This window comes from Tepidibacillus decaturensis, assembly GCF_001561915.1.
Classification (GTDB): Bacteria; Bacillota; Bacilli; order Tepidibacillales; family Tepidibacillaceae; genus Tepidibacillus_B; species Tepidibacillus_B infernus.
In genome coordinates, this window is sequence record NZ_LSKU01000001.1 from 622,611 (window position 1) to 638,180 (window position 15,570).

14 protein-coding genes and 2 pseudogenes are annotated in these 15,570 nt (G+C 35.8%); 11 read left to right on the top strand and 5 right to left on the bottom strand.

Features of this window, described 5'->3' with window-relative positions; all coding sequences use genetic code 11:
* Positions 1 to 8: 8 nt before the first annotated feature.
* A complete protein-coding gene (pfkB, locus tag U473_RS02930; RefSeq protein WP_068723180.1) occupies positions 9 to 965 on the bottom strand; it encodes a 1-phosphofructokinase in 957 nt (318 codons plus the stop codon).
* Between the two features lie 10 nt (positions 966 to 975).
* Positions 976 to 1,743, bottom strand: coding sequence for a DeoR/GlpR family DNA-binding transcription regulator (locus U473_RS02935; RefSeq protein WP_068723181.1), 768 nt, complete (start codon positions 1,741 to 1,743; stop codon positions 976 to 978).
* 286 nt (positions 1,744 to 2,029) lie between these two features.
* Between U473_RS02935 and queA the strand changes: the two genes are divergently transcribed.
* The 3 genes and pseudogenes from queA (at position 2,030) to yajC (ending at position 4,562) form a co-directional block, all read left to right on the top strand.
* Entirely contained in the window at positions 2,030 to 3,058 is a 1,029-nt protein-coding gene (gene queA, locus U473_RS02940; RefSeq protein ID WP_068723183.1) for a tRNA preQ1(34) S-adenosylmethionine ribosyltransferase-isomerase QueA, read from the top strand.
* A 17-nt stretch (positions 3,059 to 3,075) separates the two neighbouring features.
* Positions 3,076 to 4,208: pseudogene (tgt, locus tag U473_RS02945) on the top strand (tRNA guanosine(34) transglycosylase Tgt).
* Positions 4,209 to 4,250: 42 nt separating this feature from the next.
* The gene (gene yajC / locus U473_RS02950) at positions 4,251 to 4,562 is read left to right on the top strand and encodes a preprotein translocase subunit YajC (protein WP_068723185.1); all 312 of its coding nucleotides are present in this window, start codon (positions 4,251 to 4,253) and stop codon (positions 4,560 to 4,562) included.
* Between the two features lie 89 nt (positions 4,563 to 4,651).
* Here yajC and U473_RS02955 read toward each other — a convergent pair whose 3' ends face one another.
* The gene (locus U473_RS02955; protein WP_068723188.1) at positions 4,652 to 5,467 is read right to left on the bottom strand and encodes a phosphatase PAP2 family protein; all 816 of its coding nucleotides are present in this window, start codon (positions 5,465 to 5,467) and stop codon (positions 4,652 to 4,654) included.
* A gap of 139 nt (positions 5,468 to 5,606) precedes the next feature.
* Positions 5,607 to 5,999 carry a TIGR04086 family membrane protein gene (locus U473_RS02960; protein WP_235589055.1) on the bottom strand — a complete coding sequence of 131 codons (393 nt, stop codon included), beginning with the start codon at positions 5,997 to 5,999 and terminating at the stop codon, positions 5,607 to 5,609.
* A gap of 108 nt (positions 6,000 to 6,107) precedes the next feature.
* On the opposite strand from U473_RS02960, the pseudogene corA reads away from it, so the two are divergent.
* Together corA and U473_RS02970 are read left to right on the top strand one after the other, a co-directional pair.
* Positions 6,108 to 7,078, top strand: a pseudogene (gene corA / locus U473_RS02965) (magnesium/cobalt transporter CorA).
* Positions 7,079 to 7,146: 68 nt separating this feature from the next.
* A complete protein-coding gene (locus U473_RS02970; protein ID WP_068723190.1) occupies positions 7,147 to 7,836 on the top strand; it encodes a DUF421 domain-containing protein in 690 nt (229 codons plus the stop codon).
* Here the strand turns inward: U473_RS02970 and spoVB are convergent.
* Positions 7,833 to 9,407, bottom strand: coding sequence for a stage V sporulation protein B (gene spoVB / locus U473_RS02975; RefSeq protein WP_068723192.1), 1,575 nt, complete (start codon positions 9,405 to 9,407; stop codon positions 7,833 to 7,835). The two genes, U473_RS02970 and spoVB, sit on opposite strands and share 4 nt — an antisense overlap.
* Before the next feature lie 90 nt (positions 9,408 to 9,497).
* On the opposite strand from spoVB, the gene U473_RS02980 reads away from it, so the two are divergent.
* The 6 genes from U473_RS02980 to U473_RS03000 all read left to right on the top strand — a co-directional run bounded on the left by U473_RS02980 (position 9,498) and on the right by U473_RS03000 (position 15,519).
* Positions 9,498 to 9,944: a COG2426 family protein gene (locus tag U473_RS02980; RefSeq protein WP_161937272.1), complete on the top strand. Its 447-nt coding sequence runs from the start codon at positions 9,498 to 9,500 to the stop codon at positions 9,942 to 9,944.
* A gap of 81 nt (positions 9,945 to 10,025) precedes the next feature.
* Positions 10,026 to 10,259 carry a post-transcriptional regulator gene (locus U473_RS02985; RefSeq protein WP_068727414.1) on the top strand — a complete coding sequence of 78 codons (234 nt, stop codon included), beginning with the start codon at positions 10,026 to 10,028 and terminating at the stop codon, positions 10,257 to 10,259.
* 131 nt (positions 10,260 to 10,390) lie between these two features.
* Complete coding sequence (secD, locus tag U473_RS14125; protein ID WP_082732341.1) at positions 10,391 to 11,623, top strand: protein translocase subunit SecD; 1,233 nt, start codon at positions 10,391 to 10,393, stop codon at positions 11,621 to 11,623.
* Positions 11,613 to 12,557 carry a protein translocase subunit SecF gene (gene secF / locus U473_RS14130; protein ID WP_082732342.1) on the top strand — a complete coding sequence of 315 codons (945 nt, stop codon included), beginning with the start codon at positions 11,613 to 11,615 and terminating at the stop codon, positions 12,555 to 12,557. The genes secD and secF overlap by 11 nt, the downstream gene beginning before the upstream one ends.
* A gap of 102 nt (positions 12,558 to 12,659) precedes the next feature.
* Positions 12,660 to 14,984 carry a single-stranded-DNA-specific exonuclease RecJ gene (recJ, locus tag U473_RS02995; RefSeq protein WP_068723194.1) on the top strand — a complete coding sequence of 775 codons (2,325 nt, stop codon included), beginning with the start codon at positions 12,660 to 12,662 and terminating at the stop codon, positions 14,982 to 14,984.
* Between the two features lie 22 nt (positions 14,985 to 15,006).
* Entirely contained in the window at positions 15,007 to 15,519 is a 513-nt protein-coding gene (locus tag U473_RS03000) for an adenine phosphoribosyltransferase (RefSeq protein WP_068723199.1), read from the top strand.
* The last annotated feature ends 51 nt before the right edge of the window (positions 15,520 to 15,570 follow it).

Consider the following 15,570-nt stretch of genomic DNA (forward strand, 5'->3'; position numbering starts at 1 on the left):
TCCTCCTTTTAATTTTTAATCATTTTATTTAAATTAAACGATTTACTTCGATTGATGGATTGGAGTATTTCCTCCAAAGTACAAACCTGTGTACCTTCTTTAGATGCAGTAATCGTTCCAGCAGTTGTGGCTAGTAAACCGGTTTCCTCTAAACTTTTATTTTGCAACAGTGAATATGCAAGGGTAGCAACCATTGAGTCACCGGCACCAACAGTGCTTTTCGGTGTAATTGAAAATGGGGTAATATGAAAGGCTTCTTTTGCATTTAAAATAATTGCACCCTGTTCACCCATTGAAATCATCACCAATGAAATACCTGATTCAATGATTTCCTTTCCTGCTGAAAGTATCTTTTGCTGGTGATCTAATGTCTGACCTAATAATTGTTCTAATTCATAAAGATTTGGTTTGATCGCAAACGGTTTCGCTTTGATCCCTTCTTGTAAGGCAGGTCCATCCGCATCTAAAATCGTTTTCGCTCCTTTTTTATTGGCCATATCTATAAGTTCTTGATAAATAGATGTAGGAGCATTGACTGGTAGGCTTCCGCCAAAAACAACAACAGAATGAGGGGTGATTCTTTCAGACAATTGCTGTTTAAAAAGCTCTATTTCTTGATTAGATATGCTAAATCCAGGTTCATTGATTTCTGTTGTCACATTTGCATCTTCGTCTACGATTTTTAAATTGGTTCTGGTTTCACCATTTACCTCTACAAAGTGGTTAGGGATTGCTAATTGATTTAGTTGCCCGATTAGTTGTTTTCCCGTTTGGCCAGCAATAAAACCTGTTGCTAATACATCTACATGAAAAGTTTTTAAGACCTTTGCCGCGTTAATTCCTTTCCCACCAGGATCGATACGTATTTCCTTTGTTCGATTTAAGCCTCCAATCTCAAGTTGATCGAGGGTAATCGTTTTATCTAAGGCGGGATTTAAGGTGACTGTAATAATGGTTTGATTCATGATTTCCCTCCTATGATGATACAAGATAGAGATCGACTCCCAGATCATTTAATTGCTTGACGACGCTTTCAGAAATTCCATCATCGATCACATATTTATCGATTTCCTGAAGGTCTGCAACCTTTGCAAAGGCAACCTTTCCAATTTTACTATGATCTGTAAGTAGTATCACTTGTTTTGCTGATTGAATCATCCTTCTTTTAGTAGCGGCTTCAAGTAAATTTGGAGTTGTAATTCCTTCTTTTAGATCGATTCCATTTGTTGCGATAAAGGCCTTATCCACTTTAATCATACTTAAGGATTGTTCTGCAAAAGGCCCAACTAATGCTAAAGTTTCTTTTCTTAAAGAGCCACCAATGATGATTACTTCAATTCCTTTTATATCTTGCAGTTCTTGCGCGAAAACAAGGGAATTCGTAACAACAGTCAATCTGTTAAATCTTTTTAATTCTTTAACCAAATAATAGATGGTTGTGCCTGAATCAAGTAAGATCGTATCTCCTTCTTCAATGAAATCAGTAGCCTTTTTAGCAATCATTTCTTTTTCCTTACTATAACGATCTTCTTTTTCTTGAAAGGTAGGTTCAAAATTGACCCCTTCAATTGGAATTGCACCACCATGAGTTCTTTTGATTAGCTTTTCATCCTCTAGTTCTTTAAGGTCCCTACGTACCGTCGACTCTGATACTTGAAAAAGTTCGGCTAATTCTGGAACAGAGGCTCTAGCGTATTTTTGCACATATTCTAATATCTTGGTTTTTCGTTCTTCACTAAACAAGAAAATAGCTCCCTCCTTTCAACATTAATATGACTGTTTATGAATACTTGCAAGCGTTTTACATTAAAAATATGACTGTTTGTTTTTGTTTGTGCTTATTTATGATTATATTATGTTAGTTTTATCTATGCAAGAGGGTAAGAAGAAGCAAAATGTAAGAATGGTGTTGTCAAAAACAACAAGGATTGCTATAGTAGATACCGTTGAATAGCTTGGGTATATATACCAATCCAGTTTGAAATACTAGTACATAATGTGGATCATAGATAAAGGATGAACTTGAATAATGAATATTGAATTATTTGACTTTTACTTGCCAGAAGAGCTGATTGCCCAAACCCCACTAAAGAATCGAGCAGAATCTAAGATGCTTACTTTGAATCGAAAAACAGGGGAGATTAGGCATCATCATTTCAAAGATATTGTGGACTATTTACAACCGGGGGATACATTGGTGCTTAACGATACTAAAGTACTCCCTGCTCGTTTGTTTGGCATAAAAAAGGAGACTGGGGCTAAAATCGAGGTTCTCTTATTAAAACAGCTAGAGAATGACCGTTGGGAAACCCTTGTTAAACCTGGAAAAAAGTTACGGGTTGGTCATCAGATTATCTTTGGCGATGGCTTATTAACGGGAATCGTTGAGGATATGACAGAGGTAGGGGGAAGAATCATCCGTTTTCAATACCAAGGGGTTTTTAATGAAATCCTAGACCAACTTGGCCAAATGCCGCTTCCTCCCTATATTAAAGAACAATTAGAGGATAAGGATCGCTATCAGACGGTATATGCCAAAAATTTAGGTTCTGCAGCAGCTCCAACAGCAGGCTTGCATTTTACAAAGGAATTGTTAGAACAAATCAAAGAAAAAGGGATTGAAATCCTTTATATTACTTTACATGTTGGTTTAGGAACCTTCCGTCCAGTACAAGCTCAGAATATTGAAGAACATCATATGCATTCAGAATTCTATTCTTTATCAGAAGAGGTAGCGGAAAAATTAAATCAAGCTAAGTCAGATGGACGAAGAATCATCGCTGTCGGCACAACCTCGGTACGTACACTAGAAACCGTGATAGACCAAGAATCAAGACGATTCATTGCAAAACAGGGTTGGACAGATATTTTTATTTATCCAGGTTATCAATTTAAAGCAATTGATGCGATGATTACGAATTTTCATTTGCCCAAGTCTTCGTTAATCATGTTGGTTAGTGCTTTAGCCGGAAGGGAGCAGGTGATGAAAGCCTACCGTGAGGCAATTCAACACCATTACCGCTTTTTTAGTTTCGGCGATGCCATGTTTATTTATTGAATACAAGGAGAGATATCATGTCGGCAGTTCGCTATGAATTGATCAAAAAAGATAAAAAACAGGGGCACGTTTAGGGCGTTTACATACACCTCATGGCGTAATAGAGACACCAATCTTTATGCCTGTAGGAACACAAGCGACTGTAAAAGCGATGAGCCCGGAAGAGTTAAAAGAGATGAATGCTCAAATCATTTTGAGCAACACTTATCATTTGTTTTTGCGCCCTGGACACGAGATAGTAAAAGAAGCTGGGGGTCTTCATTCTTTTATGAATTGGGATCGGCCAATTTTAACCGATAGTGGTGGATTCCAGGTCTTTAGTTTAAGTGACCTCCGTAACATTACTGAAGAAGGGGTTCATTTTCGCAATCATTTAAGTGGGGAAAAACTCTTTATCGGGCCAGAAACTTCGATTAAAATACAAAATGCGCTTGGCTCAGACATTATGATGGCCTTTGATGAGTGTCCACCATATCCAGCGGAACGGGAATATTTCAAGCAATCATTGGAAAGAACCACTCGTTGGGCAGAGCGTTCCCTAAAGGCGCATCAACGGCCAAATGATCAAGCATTATTTGGTATTGTTCAAGGTGGTATGTATAAAGATTTACGTGAACAGAGTGCCAAAGAGATTACTTCTTTAGATTTTCCCGGATATGCTGTTGGTGGGTTAAGTGTAGGGGAACCAAAGGATATGATGTATGAGGTATTGGAATATACCACTTCTTTACTACCAGAGAATAAACCTCGTTACCTGATGGGGGTTGGCGATCCTGAATCCTTATTTGAAGGGGTTATTCGAGGGATTGATATGTTTGACTGTGTCTTACCTACAAGAATTGCCAGAAATGGAACAACGATGACCAGTCAAGGAAGACTTGTTGTACGTAATGCTAAGTATGCGAGGGATTTTGGGCCAATTGATCCAGTTTGTGGTTGTTATACCTGTCAAAATTATTCAAGAGCATACGTTAGACACCTTTTAAAAGCAGATGAGATTTTTGGATTAAGACTTACTTCATATCATAATTTATACTTTTTATTGGAACTAATGAAAAAAATTCGTGAGGCTATTATGGAAGATCGGCTTTTAGAGTTTAAAGAGGAATTTTTTGAACAATATGGAATAAATGAGTTACGCTCATTCTAAACTTTATGGTATGCTATACTCTAAGGAAAGGAGGGAAAATTCATGAATTTGGCTCAAGAGACAGCAGCCCAAGGTAGCTTATTAGCTACTATATTACCATTGATTCTAATGTTTGTTATTTTTTATTTCTTGTTGATTCGCCCACAACAAAAGCGAACAAAACAAAGAAATGTAATGCTTTCTAACTTAAAGAAAAACGATAAGGTGATTACCATTGGAGGTTTATATGGTACGATCATTGACTTAACTGACGATAAGGTTACCCTTCGCGTAAATGAAAGCACTAAATTAACATTTGATCGTAATGCAATCAATGGTGTAGTTGAAGATAACAAAGAAGAAAATAAGAAATAGACAAAAATACATAAAAAGAGATAGATCTGGTATCCAGAGTCTATCTCTTTTTTAGCATCACATTGGGGCACTTTTATAGATTTCTTTCTTTATCTTCGCGAAGAGCTAAGTCTTAACTGTTTGTTGGTAGAAAGGTTATCACTAAGAATATAGCCAGTTTGACTAGCGATCATTCCTAATAAAATACCAGCTGTCATATCAGATAACCAGTGAATCCCTAAATAAAAGATAGAGAAAATAATTACTCCCGCACTGAACATGGTAATCTTACCAAGCCATTTACTTTTTGAACGCAAAGCAATTAAAGCAATCGTGACAGAAATCGAAGTGTGTAAGCTTGGAAAATTGTTATCGAGACCTGAAAGAGCTCGATATTCGATCTCAAAGTTAGGATATACTTTTGGAATCAAAAACTGAACGTGTGGATCATAATACCATACTTCATAGACTGGGAAAAAGAGATAAAACGGGATAGCGATGATATAGTTTAACATCATTGCATAAATGAGTGAATAAAACGATCTGTCATCATCACGATTTGAATAAACAATAAAAGAAGTAACCATCATTGTTGGAAAGATGATGACATAGAAAAAGGTAAGTAGATAAGTTAACGAATCATTCATAAACCACTGCTGAATAAAATAAACAATATTACCTTCCCACTGATGTATCATTGGTGTAAAATCTGGCACAACTAAATCTTTCTCTATTTTTTGCTCGATTTTGTTGAAATAGAGAATAAGAAATAAGGCCAAAAAATGAAGTAGGTATTTTTTATCAGAAAAAAGTTTCACAAACATATCTTTAAGTGTTCGGTACGGATTTTTTTGTAATAGAACCGATGAAATTATGATGACTAAAATCGCAACGGTTAGAATGATGGTATTCATCGATTGAAACATAGAATCCCCCCTGAAAGAAGAACTCAACTGCCGCTTTGGCTAGTACTCAACTTTGGCAACTTTTTTAATTGTACCATAAACCCTAGTGGAGATATAGTATTCTATGTTTCATTTCAAAATTTCCCACAGTTACCCTAAACTATTTTTTACTATTTACGCCAAAAATACCACCAAGTGCTCCAAACAAGAAAGCTAAAATGATTAAAACAAGGTTTCTAAGATTGAAGCTTGCATCGAAACCTAAGAAACCAATAATGGCTAAGATCAAACCATAAATTGCTCCAGTAATCCCTCCATAATACCATCCTCTTGAACCTGCCCTTTTTCCAGAGACAAACCCGCCAAATAATAAACTGATGGCAGTAATTGTATAACTAAAAAGTGATAGATTCGTATCAGATAGAGAAGTAAAATAAAGAAGCAATGCCCAAAATAAAGAAGCGATGATCACAATAGCGTAAGTGTAAACAAGCCCGCTTAAGATTGGATTGGTTATTTTAGGTGTTATGTTTGTCATTGGATTTAATTTCATCCTGACCCCTCCCATTTTTATTAGTTTGTAAATATTATGCTGGGAATTCTAGCATTATGTTGGGTTCTTTAGTATAATATTTCAGTGGTCTTAAAGGGGGATTATCTAATGATTAAGACATATTATTATCATCGTAACGAACAAAAAATGTATCACGATATTGATTTAACTCAGTTGAATCGTTATTTACAATCTGCTGAGAATTTATTATGGATTGATTTGTATGATGTGAAAGCTGAAGAGCTTACCTATATCGGAAAACTGTTCCAATTCCACCCTTTAGCGATTGAGGATTGTTTGCAGATTAGCCCCAGGGCCAAAGTTGACCGCTATGACGATTACTTTTTTTCGTCTTCCATGCATTAAAATATAATGAAGATAGTGATGATGAAATTTCCACCTTAGAACTGAATGTTTTTTTAGGAGATAACTATGTGGTAACCATTCATAAGAATCCATTAAATCCGATTGGTAAAGTAGCGGCTAGAAGTTTAAATCATTCAGATTATATGAGCAAAGGGCCAGATTATTTGCTATATGCCATTGTAGATGGAATTACAGATGAATATTTTCCTATCCTTGACCGAATTCGTGTTAGAATTGATGAATTAGAAGATGAAATGTATGAACATCGAATGGAAGAAATCACAGAAGAATTTATGGCGTTAAAACGGTCTATTATTTTAATCAGAAAAGTGATTATGCCACAAAAAAGAATTTTTGCTCATCTTAATGGGTTATGGACATTTGAAGTGAATGAAGAGAATATCCCGTACTTTATAGATTTAATTGACCACCTTGAACGAATCGTCGATAGCACTGAAACGTATCGAGATTTGGTGAATAGTGCGTTAGATACGTATTATTCTATTGTAAGTGCCAAAACGACGGAGATCATGAGGGTGCTAACGATTATTTCTACCATTATGATGCCATTAACTTTTATTACAGGAATATTTGGAATGAATGTAAAGATTCCTTATGAAGAACATCCACTCTCGATCGTGGTTATTGTTTTAGGAATGATCTTTTTAGCTGTAACCATGTTGTATGCATTTAAAAAGAGAAAATGGTTGTGAGGGTGTAATAATTATCGGATAGTTGGTAAAGACTAAAATTTGAAACTCAGGATAAGAAGGAGTAGCAAATGACAATCTTTACTTCCCTATTTCGAACGCTCTTTATGTATTTTTTTGTATTAGTTGTTTTGAGATTGATGGGAAAAAGAGAAATAGGAAAGCTCTCAATCTTTGATGTCGTCGTTTATATTATGATGGCTGATATCGCGGTTTTGGTGATCGAAGATACAAATAGTTCTATATTAAAGGGAATATTGCCAATTCTTGCACTAATGGTAACCCAAGTTTTCCTATCTTATATTTCGTTAAAAAGTAAAAGAGTAAGAGATTTGGTTGAAGGGGAACCATCCGTTTTGATAGCGAATGGAAAAATTAGAGATAAAGAAATGGCGAAACAGCGTTATTCCATGGATGATCTCCTGATTCAACTAAGAGAGAAAAATATCAATAATGTGGCAGATGTGGAATTTGCCATTTTAGAGCCATCGGGGAAATTAACCGTTTTTCCTAAACCAAGTCAATTGCCAGTAACAAAAGAAGACCTGAATATCTCAGGTCAAGATTACTACGGACTTCCTCTAGCTATTATCGAGGATGGAAAAGCGATTAAGACCAATTTGGGAAAAATTAATAAGGATATCAATTGGTTAAAGAAAGAAATTCGTAAACATGGTATCAAAGATATTTCTCAGGTCTTTTTTGCCACCGTTGACCATACAGGTAAATTATTTATTGACTTAAAGGATCAGAAGAATTAAGGCAGGATACGAGCGATTCCAGGGCCAATCCATGGAATACGGGCGATATCCTGTTTTTTTATTACCTTGAATAACAGTAATAGATAAAGATAAGCGATCAGGCTTAAAACAAGTGATAAAATCATACGAATCCCTAAAGGAAACGGGAATTTAGCGTAGGACAGGATTAAATAAGAAATATAACCCATAGCTAAGGAGGATAGGCCAATCGTTAATATCGGCTTTAATTTAATGGTATAGCCAATCAAATGAACAATACAGCGGAAATGAAGAACTGTGACAAGCATCATCCCTAAATTGATCGCCATAGCAACCCCATCAATCCCAAAACGAGGATTTGAGGCTAACACAAAAATTGCAATCGTTTTGGCAATTGCTCCAATAATCGAGTTCTTCATCGACTCTTTTGCCTGATCTAATCCCTGTAACGTAGCTGCTAAGGGGCGTTGAATATATAAGAAGATGGCAAAAGGTGCCATTATTTTCATTAAATGGCCAACCTGTGGGGTTGCAAATAAAAGATTTGCTAACGGATCTGCCATAATAAACATCACAACAGAAGCAGGCAAACCAATCATATATGCAATATTGAGAGCTTGGTGCAACCGTTTATAAACCAAAGACATTTCTTTTCTCGCAGCTGCTTCACTAATCGCTGGAATAAGGGAAAGAGATAAAGAATAAGTGATTACGGTTGGGAAAAATAGGACAAGTAAGGCCATACCTGCTAATTGCCCATATAAAGCAGTAGCCATTGCTGTTGAGATTCCTGCAATTGCTAAACTATGTGAAACAATGCTTGGCTCAATAAAATAGGCAAGAGAACCGATTACCTGACTAGTAGTAACAGGCAGAGCAATACGATTGATTTTGTGATAAATATTTTCGTTTTGATTCAATAAGGGTCGTAATTTCTGTTTTTGAACAGGCCTATATTCGTTTTTATGAAATTGGTATTGAATGAGCAAGGTAAGAAATCCAGCCATTTCCCCAATCACCATACCAATCATTGCTCCAGCTGAAGCATACTCTACTCCTTTTTCTAATCCGATTAAAGAAAAGATCATCCCAAAAATCATTCTAAAGATCGTTTCGATAATGGTGGACATTGCAGAAGGAATCATATTTTGTTTTCCTTGAAAATAACCTCTTAATACAGATGAAACAGAGATGATTGGTATAATAGGAATTATTATAATTAAAGTATAATAAACTCTCTCATCCGTTAAAAAATATTTTGAAATTAAAGGGATTAGCAAATAAAATAAGAATGAGACAATCAAAGAAATAAGAATCACTAGAGAAAGGGCGATATGAAGAACTTTTTTTACCTTTGCTAAATCTTTTTCAGCCTCAGCTTCAGCAACTATTTTGGATACCGCAATCGGTAGACCTGCTGTGACAATCGTGATCATCATAATAAGTGTGGGAAAGGACATTTGATATAGGCCAATTGCTTCAGGGCCAATCATTCGTGATAAAAAGATTCGATAGATGGTACCAAGTGCACGGGTAATAAGTCCACCTACAACTAGGATCATCGTTCCTTTCACAAAGTTTTGTTTCTTCATCTCTTTCCCTTCTTTCTATGTCTATTTCTTGTCTATAATGATATATGTCCAAAAAGATGGACTCATGACTTCTATATGAAGGAGATGGCGATGAAAACAGAACTTTATATCCTTTTTATTAGTATGTTACCTTTTATTGAGTTACGAGGCTCGATACCAATTGGGATTAGCCTAGGATTACCCTTTTGGGAGGTATTCTTATTAAGTGTGCTTGGCAATATGATACCAATTCTTCCCCTCTTGATTTTGTTTGAGCCTATTAGTCGGATTTTTATGCGTTTTAACTGGTATCGAAGAATGTATCAATGGAGTTATCGGCGTACCCTAAGAAAAGGGAAAAATAATCTAGATCGCTATGGTGCTTTTGGCTTGTTCATTTTTACTGCCATACCACTACCAACGACTGGTGCTTGGTCTGCCGCATTACTTGCCACTTTTTTAAGAGTTAAGATTTCTTATGCTTTTCCGGCCATTGCTCTTGGTGTTGTATTTGCTGGTTTTATCATGGGAATTGCAAGCAACCTTTTATTGAGCTAGAAAGAATATAGTAGGACAATTCTCTGAACATATCGTATAATGAGAGTGAAAGAATTGGAAGTGTGGTGAAGAAAATTGGAGATGCATGAACTAAATCAGCAAATAGAACAATTGTGCAAATGCAAAGCAGAAGAATTTGCTTTAATGGGCTATGAACATGTGACAGGTAAAGAGGTATGGGATTGTATTTCAGAGAAGTACAACGGGGAATTACCCCCTATCCATCAATTGGTAAATGATATTTTATCGTTGAAAGTGACTACTTTTATGAATTGGATGACGTTAAATGCTTATAAAGGATTAAATATAAATTAGTCTTTATATAAAGGCATCTTTGGATGCTTTTTAATTTTGTATATTTTTGTAGGTTAATTTATGTTTTCTTGCACCCTTTTCTTGAAAGAATTATAATGTTTTTATTGAGCAAAAAAGGAGGACAACTGTTCATGGTTCGTTGGAGTAAACTAGTCGGACTTATTATCATCATTGCAGCACTTTCCCTAACAATGATCTTCACTACTGGGAACGTATTAAAAAACATTACCTTAGGCTTAGACCTTCAAGGTGGATTTGAAGTATTATATCAAGCAAAGGCTTTAGATGGACAAGAAGTGACTAATAAAGCTTTAAAAGATACGGTTTCTGCCATTGAACGAAGAATCAATGTGCTTGGTGTAACTGAACCTGAGATTGATATTGAGGGTAATGATCGAATTCGTGTTAAATTAGCAGGGGTCACTGACCAAGATAAAGCCCGTAATTTATTAGGTAAACCTGCTAAATTAACCTTTAGAAATGAAAATAATGAAATATTGATGGATGGGAATGATTTAGTTCCAGGTGGTTCAAAAGTGGATGTCAACAAATATGGACAAGCCATTGTAGAATTAAAATTAAAAGATGCAGATAAGTTTGCAAAAATTACATCTGAATATATTGGCAAACCGATTGGTATTTTCCTTGATGAGGATATGATCACCAATCCGACCGTTCAATCTGTGATTTCAAATGGAATAGCAACCATTACCGGACAAAGAACAGTAGAAGAAGCACAGCAGTTGGCTGATTTATTAAATGCCGGAGCTCTTCCTTTAGAGTTGAAAGAGATTCAATCTCAAAGTGTGGGTGCAAGTTTAGGAATGAAAGCTTTACAATTAGCTGTAAAGGCCGGGATCATTGGTTCTATTCTGGTATTGCTCTTTATGATTTTCTATTACCGAATTCCTGGTATTATCGCTAGTTTTTCCTTGATTGTATACGTCTATCTGATCCTAGTATTGTTCTGGCAAATGCATGTTACGTTAACACTGCCAGGTATTGCTGCCTTGGTTCTAGGTGTCGGTATGGCGGTTGATGCCAATATCATTACATATGAACGGATCAAAGAAGAATTAAGAAGTGGAAAAAGCTTATTGTCTGCACTTCGTGCCGGTTCACATCGTTCTTTTGCTACGATTTTAGATGCGAATATCACAACAATTATTGCGGCTATTGTTTTATTTTATTTTGGAAGTGGACCAATTCAAGGTTTTGCAGTGACATTGATTGTAAGTATCCTTGTTAGTATGTTGACTGCTGTGTATGGATCAAGATTATTGCTTAATCTCTTCGTAAGATCCAACCTTGTCAATAAAACCTGGTTTTATGGTGTAAAGGAGGAAGAGATAAGTGAACTTTAATATTGATTTCGTTGGGAATAGGAAGAAGTTTTTTATTATCTCTGCATCTATATTGATCCTAGGTCTTTTATCCTTAGTTGTTTTTGGATTAAATTTAGGCATTGATTTTAAGAGTGGATCCCGTTTAGATGTGAATATTGGTAAGACTTTTGTTGAAAAAGATGTAAGAAATCTTTTTAAAGAAGCGGAATATAAAGCAAAACAACAAGGAATCAAAGACATCAATTTGACTCCTAGTGTAATCAGAACTGCAGGAGATCAAAATGAAATGGCGATAGCTCGTTTTGACCAAACAATCGATTCTAAAGCATTACCTGTGATAAAAGAGGTATTTCGTTCAAAATACGGTTCACAGGTGGATATTCAAGAAAGTACCGTAAATCCAACTGTGGGTCGTGAACTAGCGAAAAAAGCGATGTATTCTGTTCTGTTAGCTTCAATCGGAATTATTCTATATGTTTCAATTCGTTTTGAATATCGTTTTGCGATTGCTGCCATTATCGCTTTATTACATGATGCTTTCTTTACGATTTTAATGTTCTCCATTTTAAGAATTGAAGTTGATTTAACCTTTATTGCTGCGATCTTAACTATTGTAGGCTATTCGATCAACGATACCATTGTTATTTTTGACCGAATCAGAGAGAACTTGAAAAATGCTAAGATTAAGAGATTTGAGGATATCGCTGATGTTGTAAATACAGCGATCAATCAAACATTGACTCGTTCAATCAATACAGTACTTACTGTTTTCATTACAGCTTTAGCATTATATATCTTTGGTGGTACTGGCATTAAAAACTTCTCATTTGCCTTACTCATGGGCTTATTAAGTGGTACGTATTCTTCGATCTTTATTGCGTCCCAAATTTGGGTAGTGTGGAAAGCAAGAGATTTAAATAAGAAACGATTAGTTCCTCAAACTGAAGCATAAGAGTTACCGCGGTAAAAGCCGCGGTTTTTTCTTATACAATATTTCATTGCCCCACCATTATTTTTCAATTATAATGAAATTCGTCTTAGAAGGGGTGGAAATATGCTTAAACCTAAAAAGCGTTGGCAAATTCAATATGCAGATACAGAAGTTGTAAAAAGCATCGCGATGACTTGTGGTATAAACGAAAAAGTCGCCCAGTTATTAGCGATTAGAGGTATCGACGAAAAACATGCCATGCAATTTCTACAGCCGGATTTAGCAGGACTGTATGATCCCTATTTACTTGATGGAATGAAAAAAGCGGTCGATCGTATTCACTCAGCCATTTTAAAGAATGAAAAAATTTTGATTTATGGTGACTATGATGCAGATGGGGTCACAAGTACAAGCTTGCTTTATAAGACCTTAAAAACCTTAAAAGCAAATTTTGCATATTATATTCCAAATCGATTTACAGAGGGCTATGGTTTAAATAAAGAGGCGTTAAGTCAAGCAGAAAAACAGGGTTTTGCGGTTGTGATTACAGTAGATACGGGAATAAGTGCGATAGAAGAAGCGGCATTTGCCAAAGAAAAAGGGATTGCTTTGATTATCACTGACCATCATGAGCCTCCACCGGTATTACCTGATGCATATGCTGTGATTAACCCTAAAAAGCCAAATGATACATACCCTTTTAAATATTTATCAGGTGTAGGAGTTGCGTTTAAATTAGCACATGCTTTGTTGGGGCGTGTTCCAACAGAATTGATTGATATCGCTGCTATTGGAACCATTGCTGATCTCGTTCCTCTTTATGATGAAAATCGAATTATAGCAAGTCTTGGTTTAAAGCAGATGCGAGAAACAATGCATTTTGGCCTTAAAGCGATGTTGGAAGAAACCGGATTAGCAGGAAAAGAAATCACTGCTGGTCATGTTGGCTTCGTCATTGCTCCAAGAATCAATGCTAGTGGACGTTTAGATACGGCAGGACATGCAGTACGGCTTTTTATTTCCGAAAAAGCGGAAGAGGCAACAGAATTGGCTCAATTATTAAATGAAATCAACCAAGAACGGCAGGGAATTGTAGAGCAAATTACGGAAGATGCCTTTCAATTGATTAAACAATCTCAATTAGATCAATATCAAGTGATCGTGGTGGCCAATGAAGGTTGGAACGTGGGCGTGATTGGGATAGTGGCTTCAAGAATTTTAGAAAAATATTACCGGCCTACGATTGTTTTAAGTATTGACCCTGAAACCAAGATGGCTAAGGGGTCAGCACGAAGTATTGAAGGTTATAATATTTACCAAGCCCTAACGACTGTGAAGGATATATTACCTCATTTTGGGGGACACCCAGCAGCGGCAGGGTTATCTATCCATGAGAAAGATATAGCACAATTAAGAACTAGATTACATCAATTAGCAAACGAATGGTTAACAGAGGAGGATTTCATCCCAATTGAAAAAGTGGATGTGATCTGTAAAATAGAGGATATTGATCTGCAATTGGTACAACAATTAGAACGATTAGCTCCATACGGAATTGGTAATCCTACTCCAAAAATCGTCATTGATCAAAGTGAAGTAACTGAGATTACAGTTGTTGGGAAAGAAAAACAACATCTAAAACTGAAGGTTAAGAGCGATGGGAAGACTATAGATGCTTTAGCATTTCACATGGGAGATTTGAAAAAAGAGATTGCCCATTTTTCAAAAATCCAGCTTCTTGGCGAATTATCGATCAACGAATGGAATCAAGAGCAAAAACCACAAATCATTGTAAGAGATGTAAATATTCCTCATTTACAAGTATTTGATTGGCGAAATTCTTCATCCCTATCCGATAGACTCTTAGAACTTTCCATCGATAACAATAAAATAATCTTACTTTATGATGAAGATTTAGGAAATGATCTTATTTCTATTAAAGATATGAACAAAATTTCATACCAAAATTGGGATCAAGTAGCTGATTCAAAGACTACTGCACTGGTGCTCGTTCACATGCCACCTTCTCTTTCTGTAATGAGAGAGATATTGAAAAAATATGCTAAGATTGAAAGAATTTATTGCATTTATGGACATAATGATAATAAATTGTTTTCTAAGGCTTTAGACCGAAATCTTTTTAAACAAATCTTTGCAACCTTAAAGCAAAATGAGTTATTAAAAAATCGATTCAAAGCCGAACATTATTTTAACAATTTAGGAATTAGTTCAGAAATATTTCAATTTGTTCTTGATGTTTTTAGCGAATTAGGTTTTATAATAGTAAAGGGTGAACAGATTCATTTCAATCCAAATCCGGAAAGAAAAGAATTAACTCAGTCTGACTTATATCGAAGTTATCTAGAGTTTGAAGAAGTAAAGCAATTATTCTTATATTCTACATCCGAACAGCTTGGAAAATGGTTTGTTAATCTAGAGGATCAATAGAAAATATTTAGGAGGAGTCATCGTGAATTTTAAAAAGTTAATTAGGGTTATTCCAGATTTTCCACAGGAAGGAATTAGCTTCAAAGATATAACAACCCTATTAAAAGATGGGGAAGCCTATCAAGCGGCCATTGATCAATTAGCTGAATTTGCAAGAAAAAGGGAAATTGATTTAATCGCGGGTCCAGAAGCAAGAGGATTTGTGGTAGGAACCCCATTAGCCTATGCTTTAGGTGTTGGTTTTGTACCTATTCGTAAATCTGGTAAATTACCTGCTGAAACCATTCAGGCTACCTATGATTTAGAATATGGGAAGGATGCACTAGCTGTTCACAAGGATGCGATTCAACCTGGACAAAAAGTATTGATTGCAGACGATTTATTAGCAACTGGAGGTACTATTGCAACTACCATTAAATTAATCGAACAATTAGGCGGAGAAGTCGTTGGAGCAGCCTTTTTTATTGAATTAAGTTATTTAAATGGAAGGGAAAAACTACCGGGTGTTGACGTTTTCTCCTTAGTCACGTATTAATAGTATAATAAGGATAGGAAAGCCCAACAAAGAATTGTTGGGTTTTTCTTG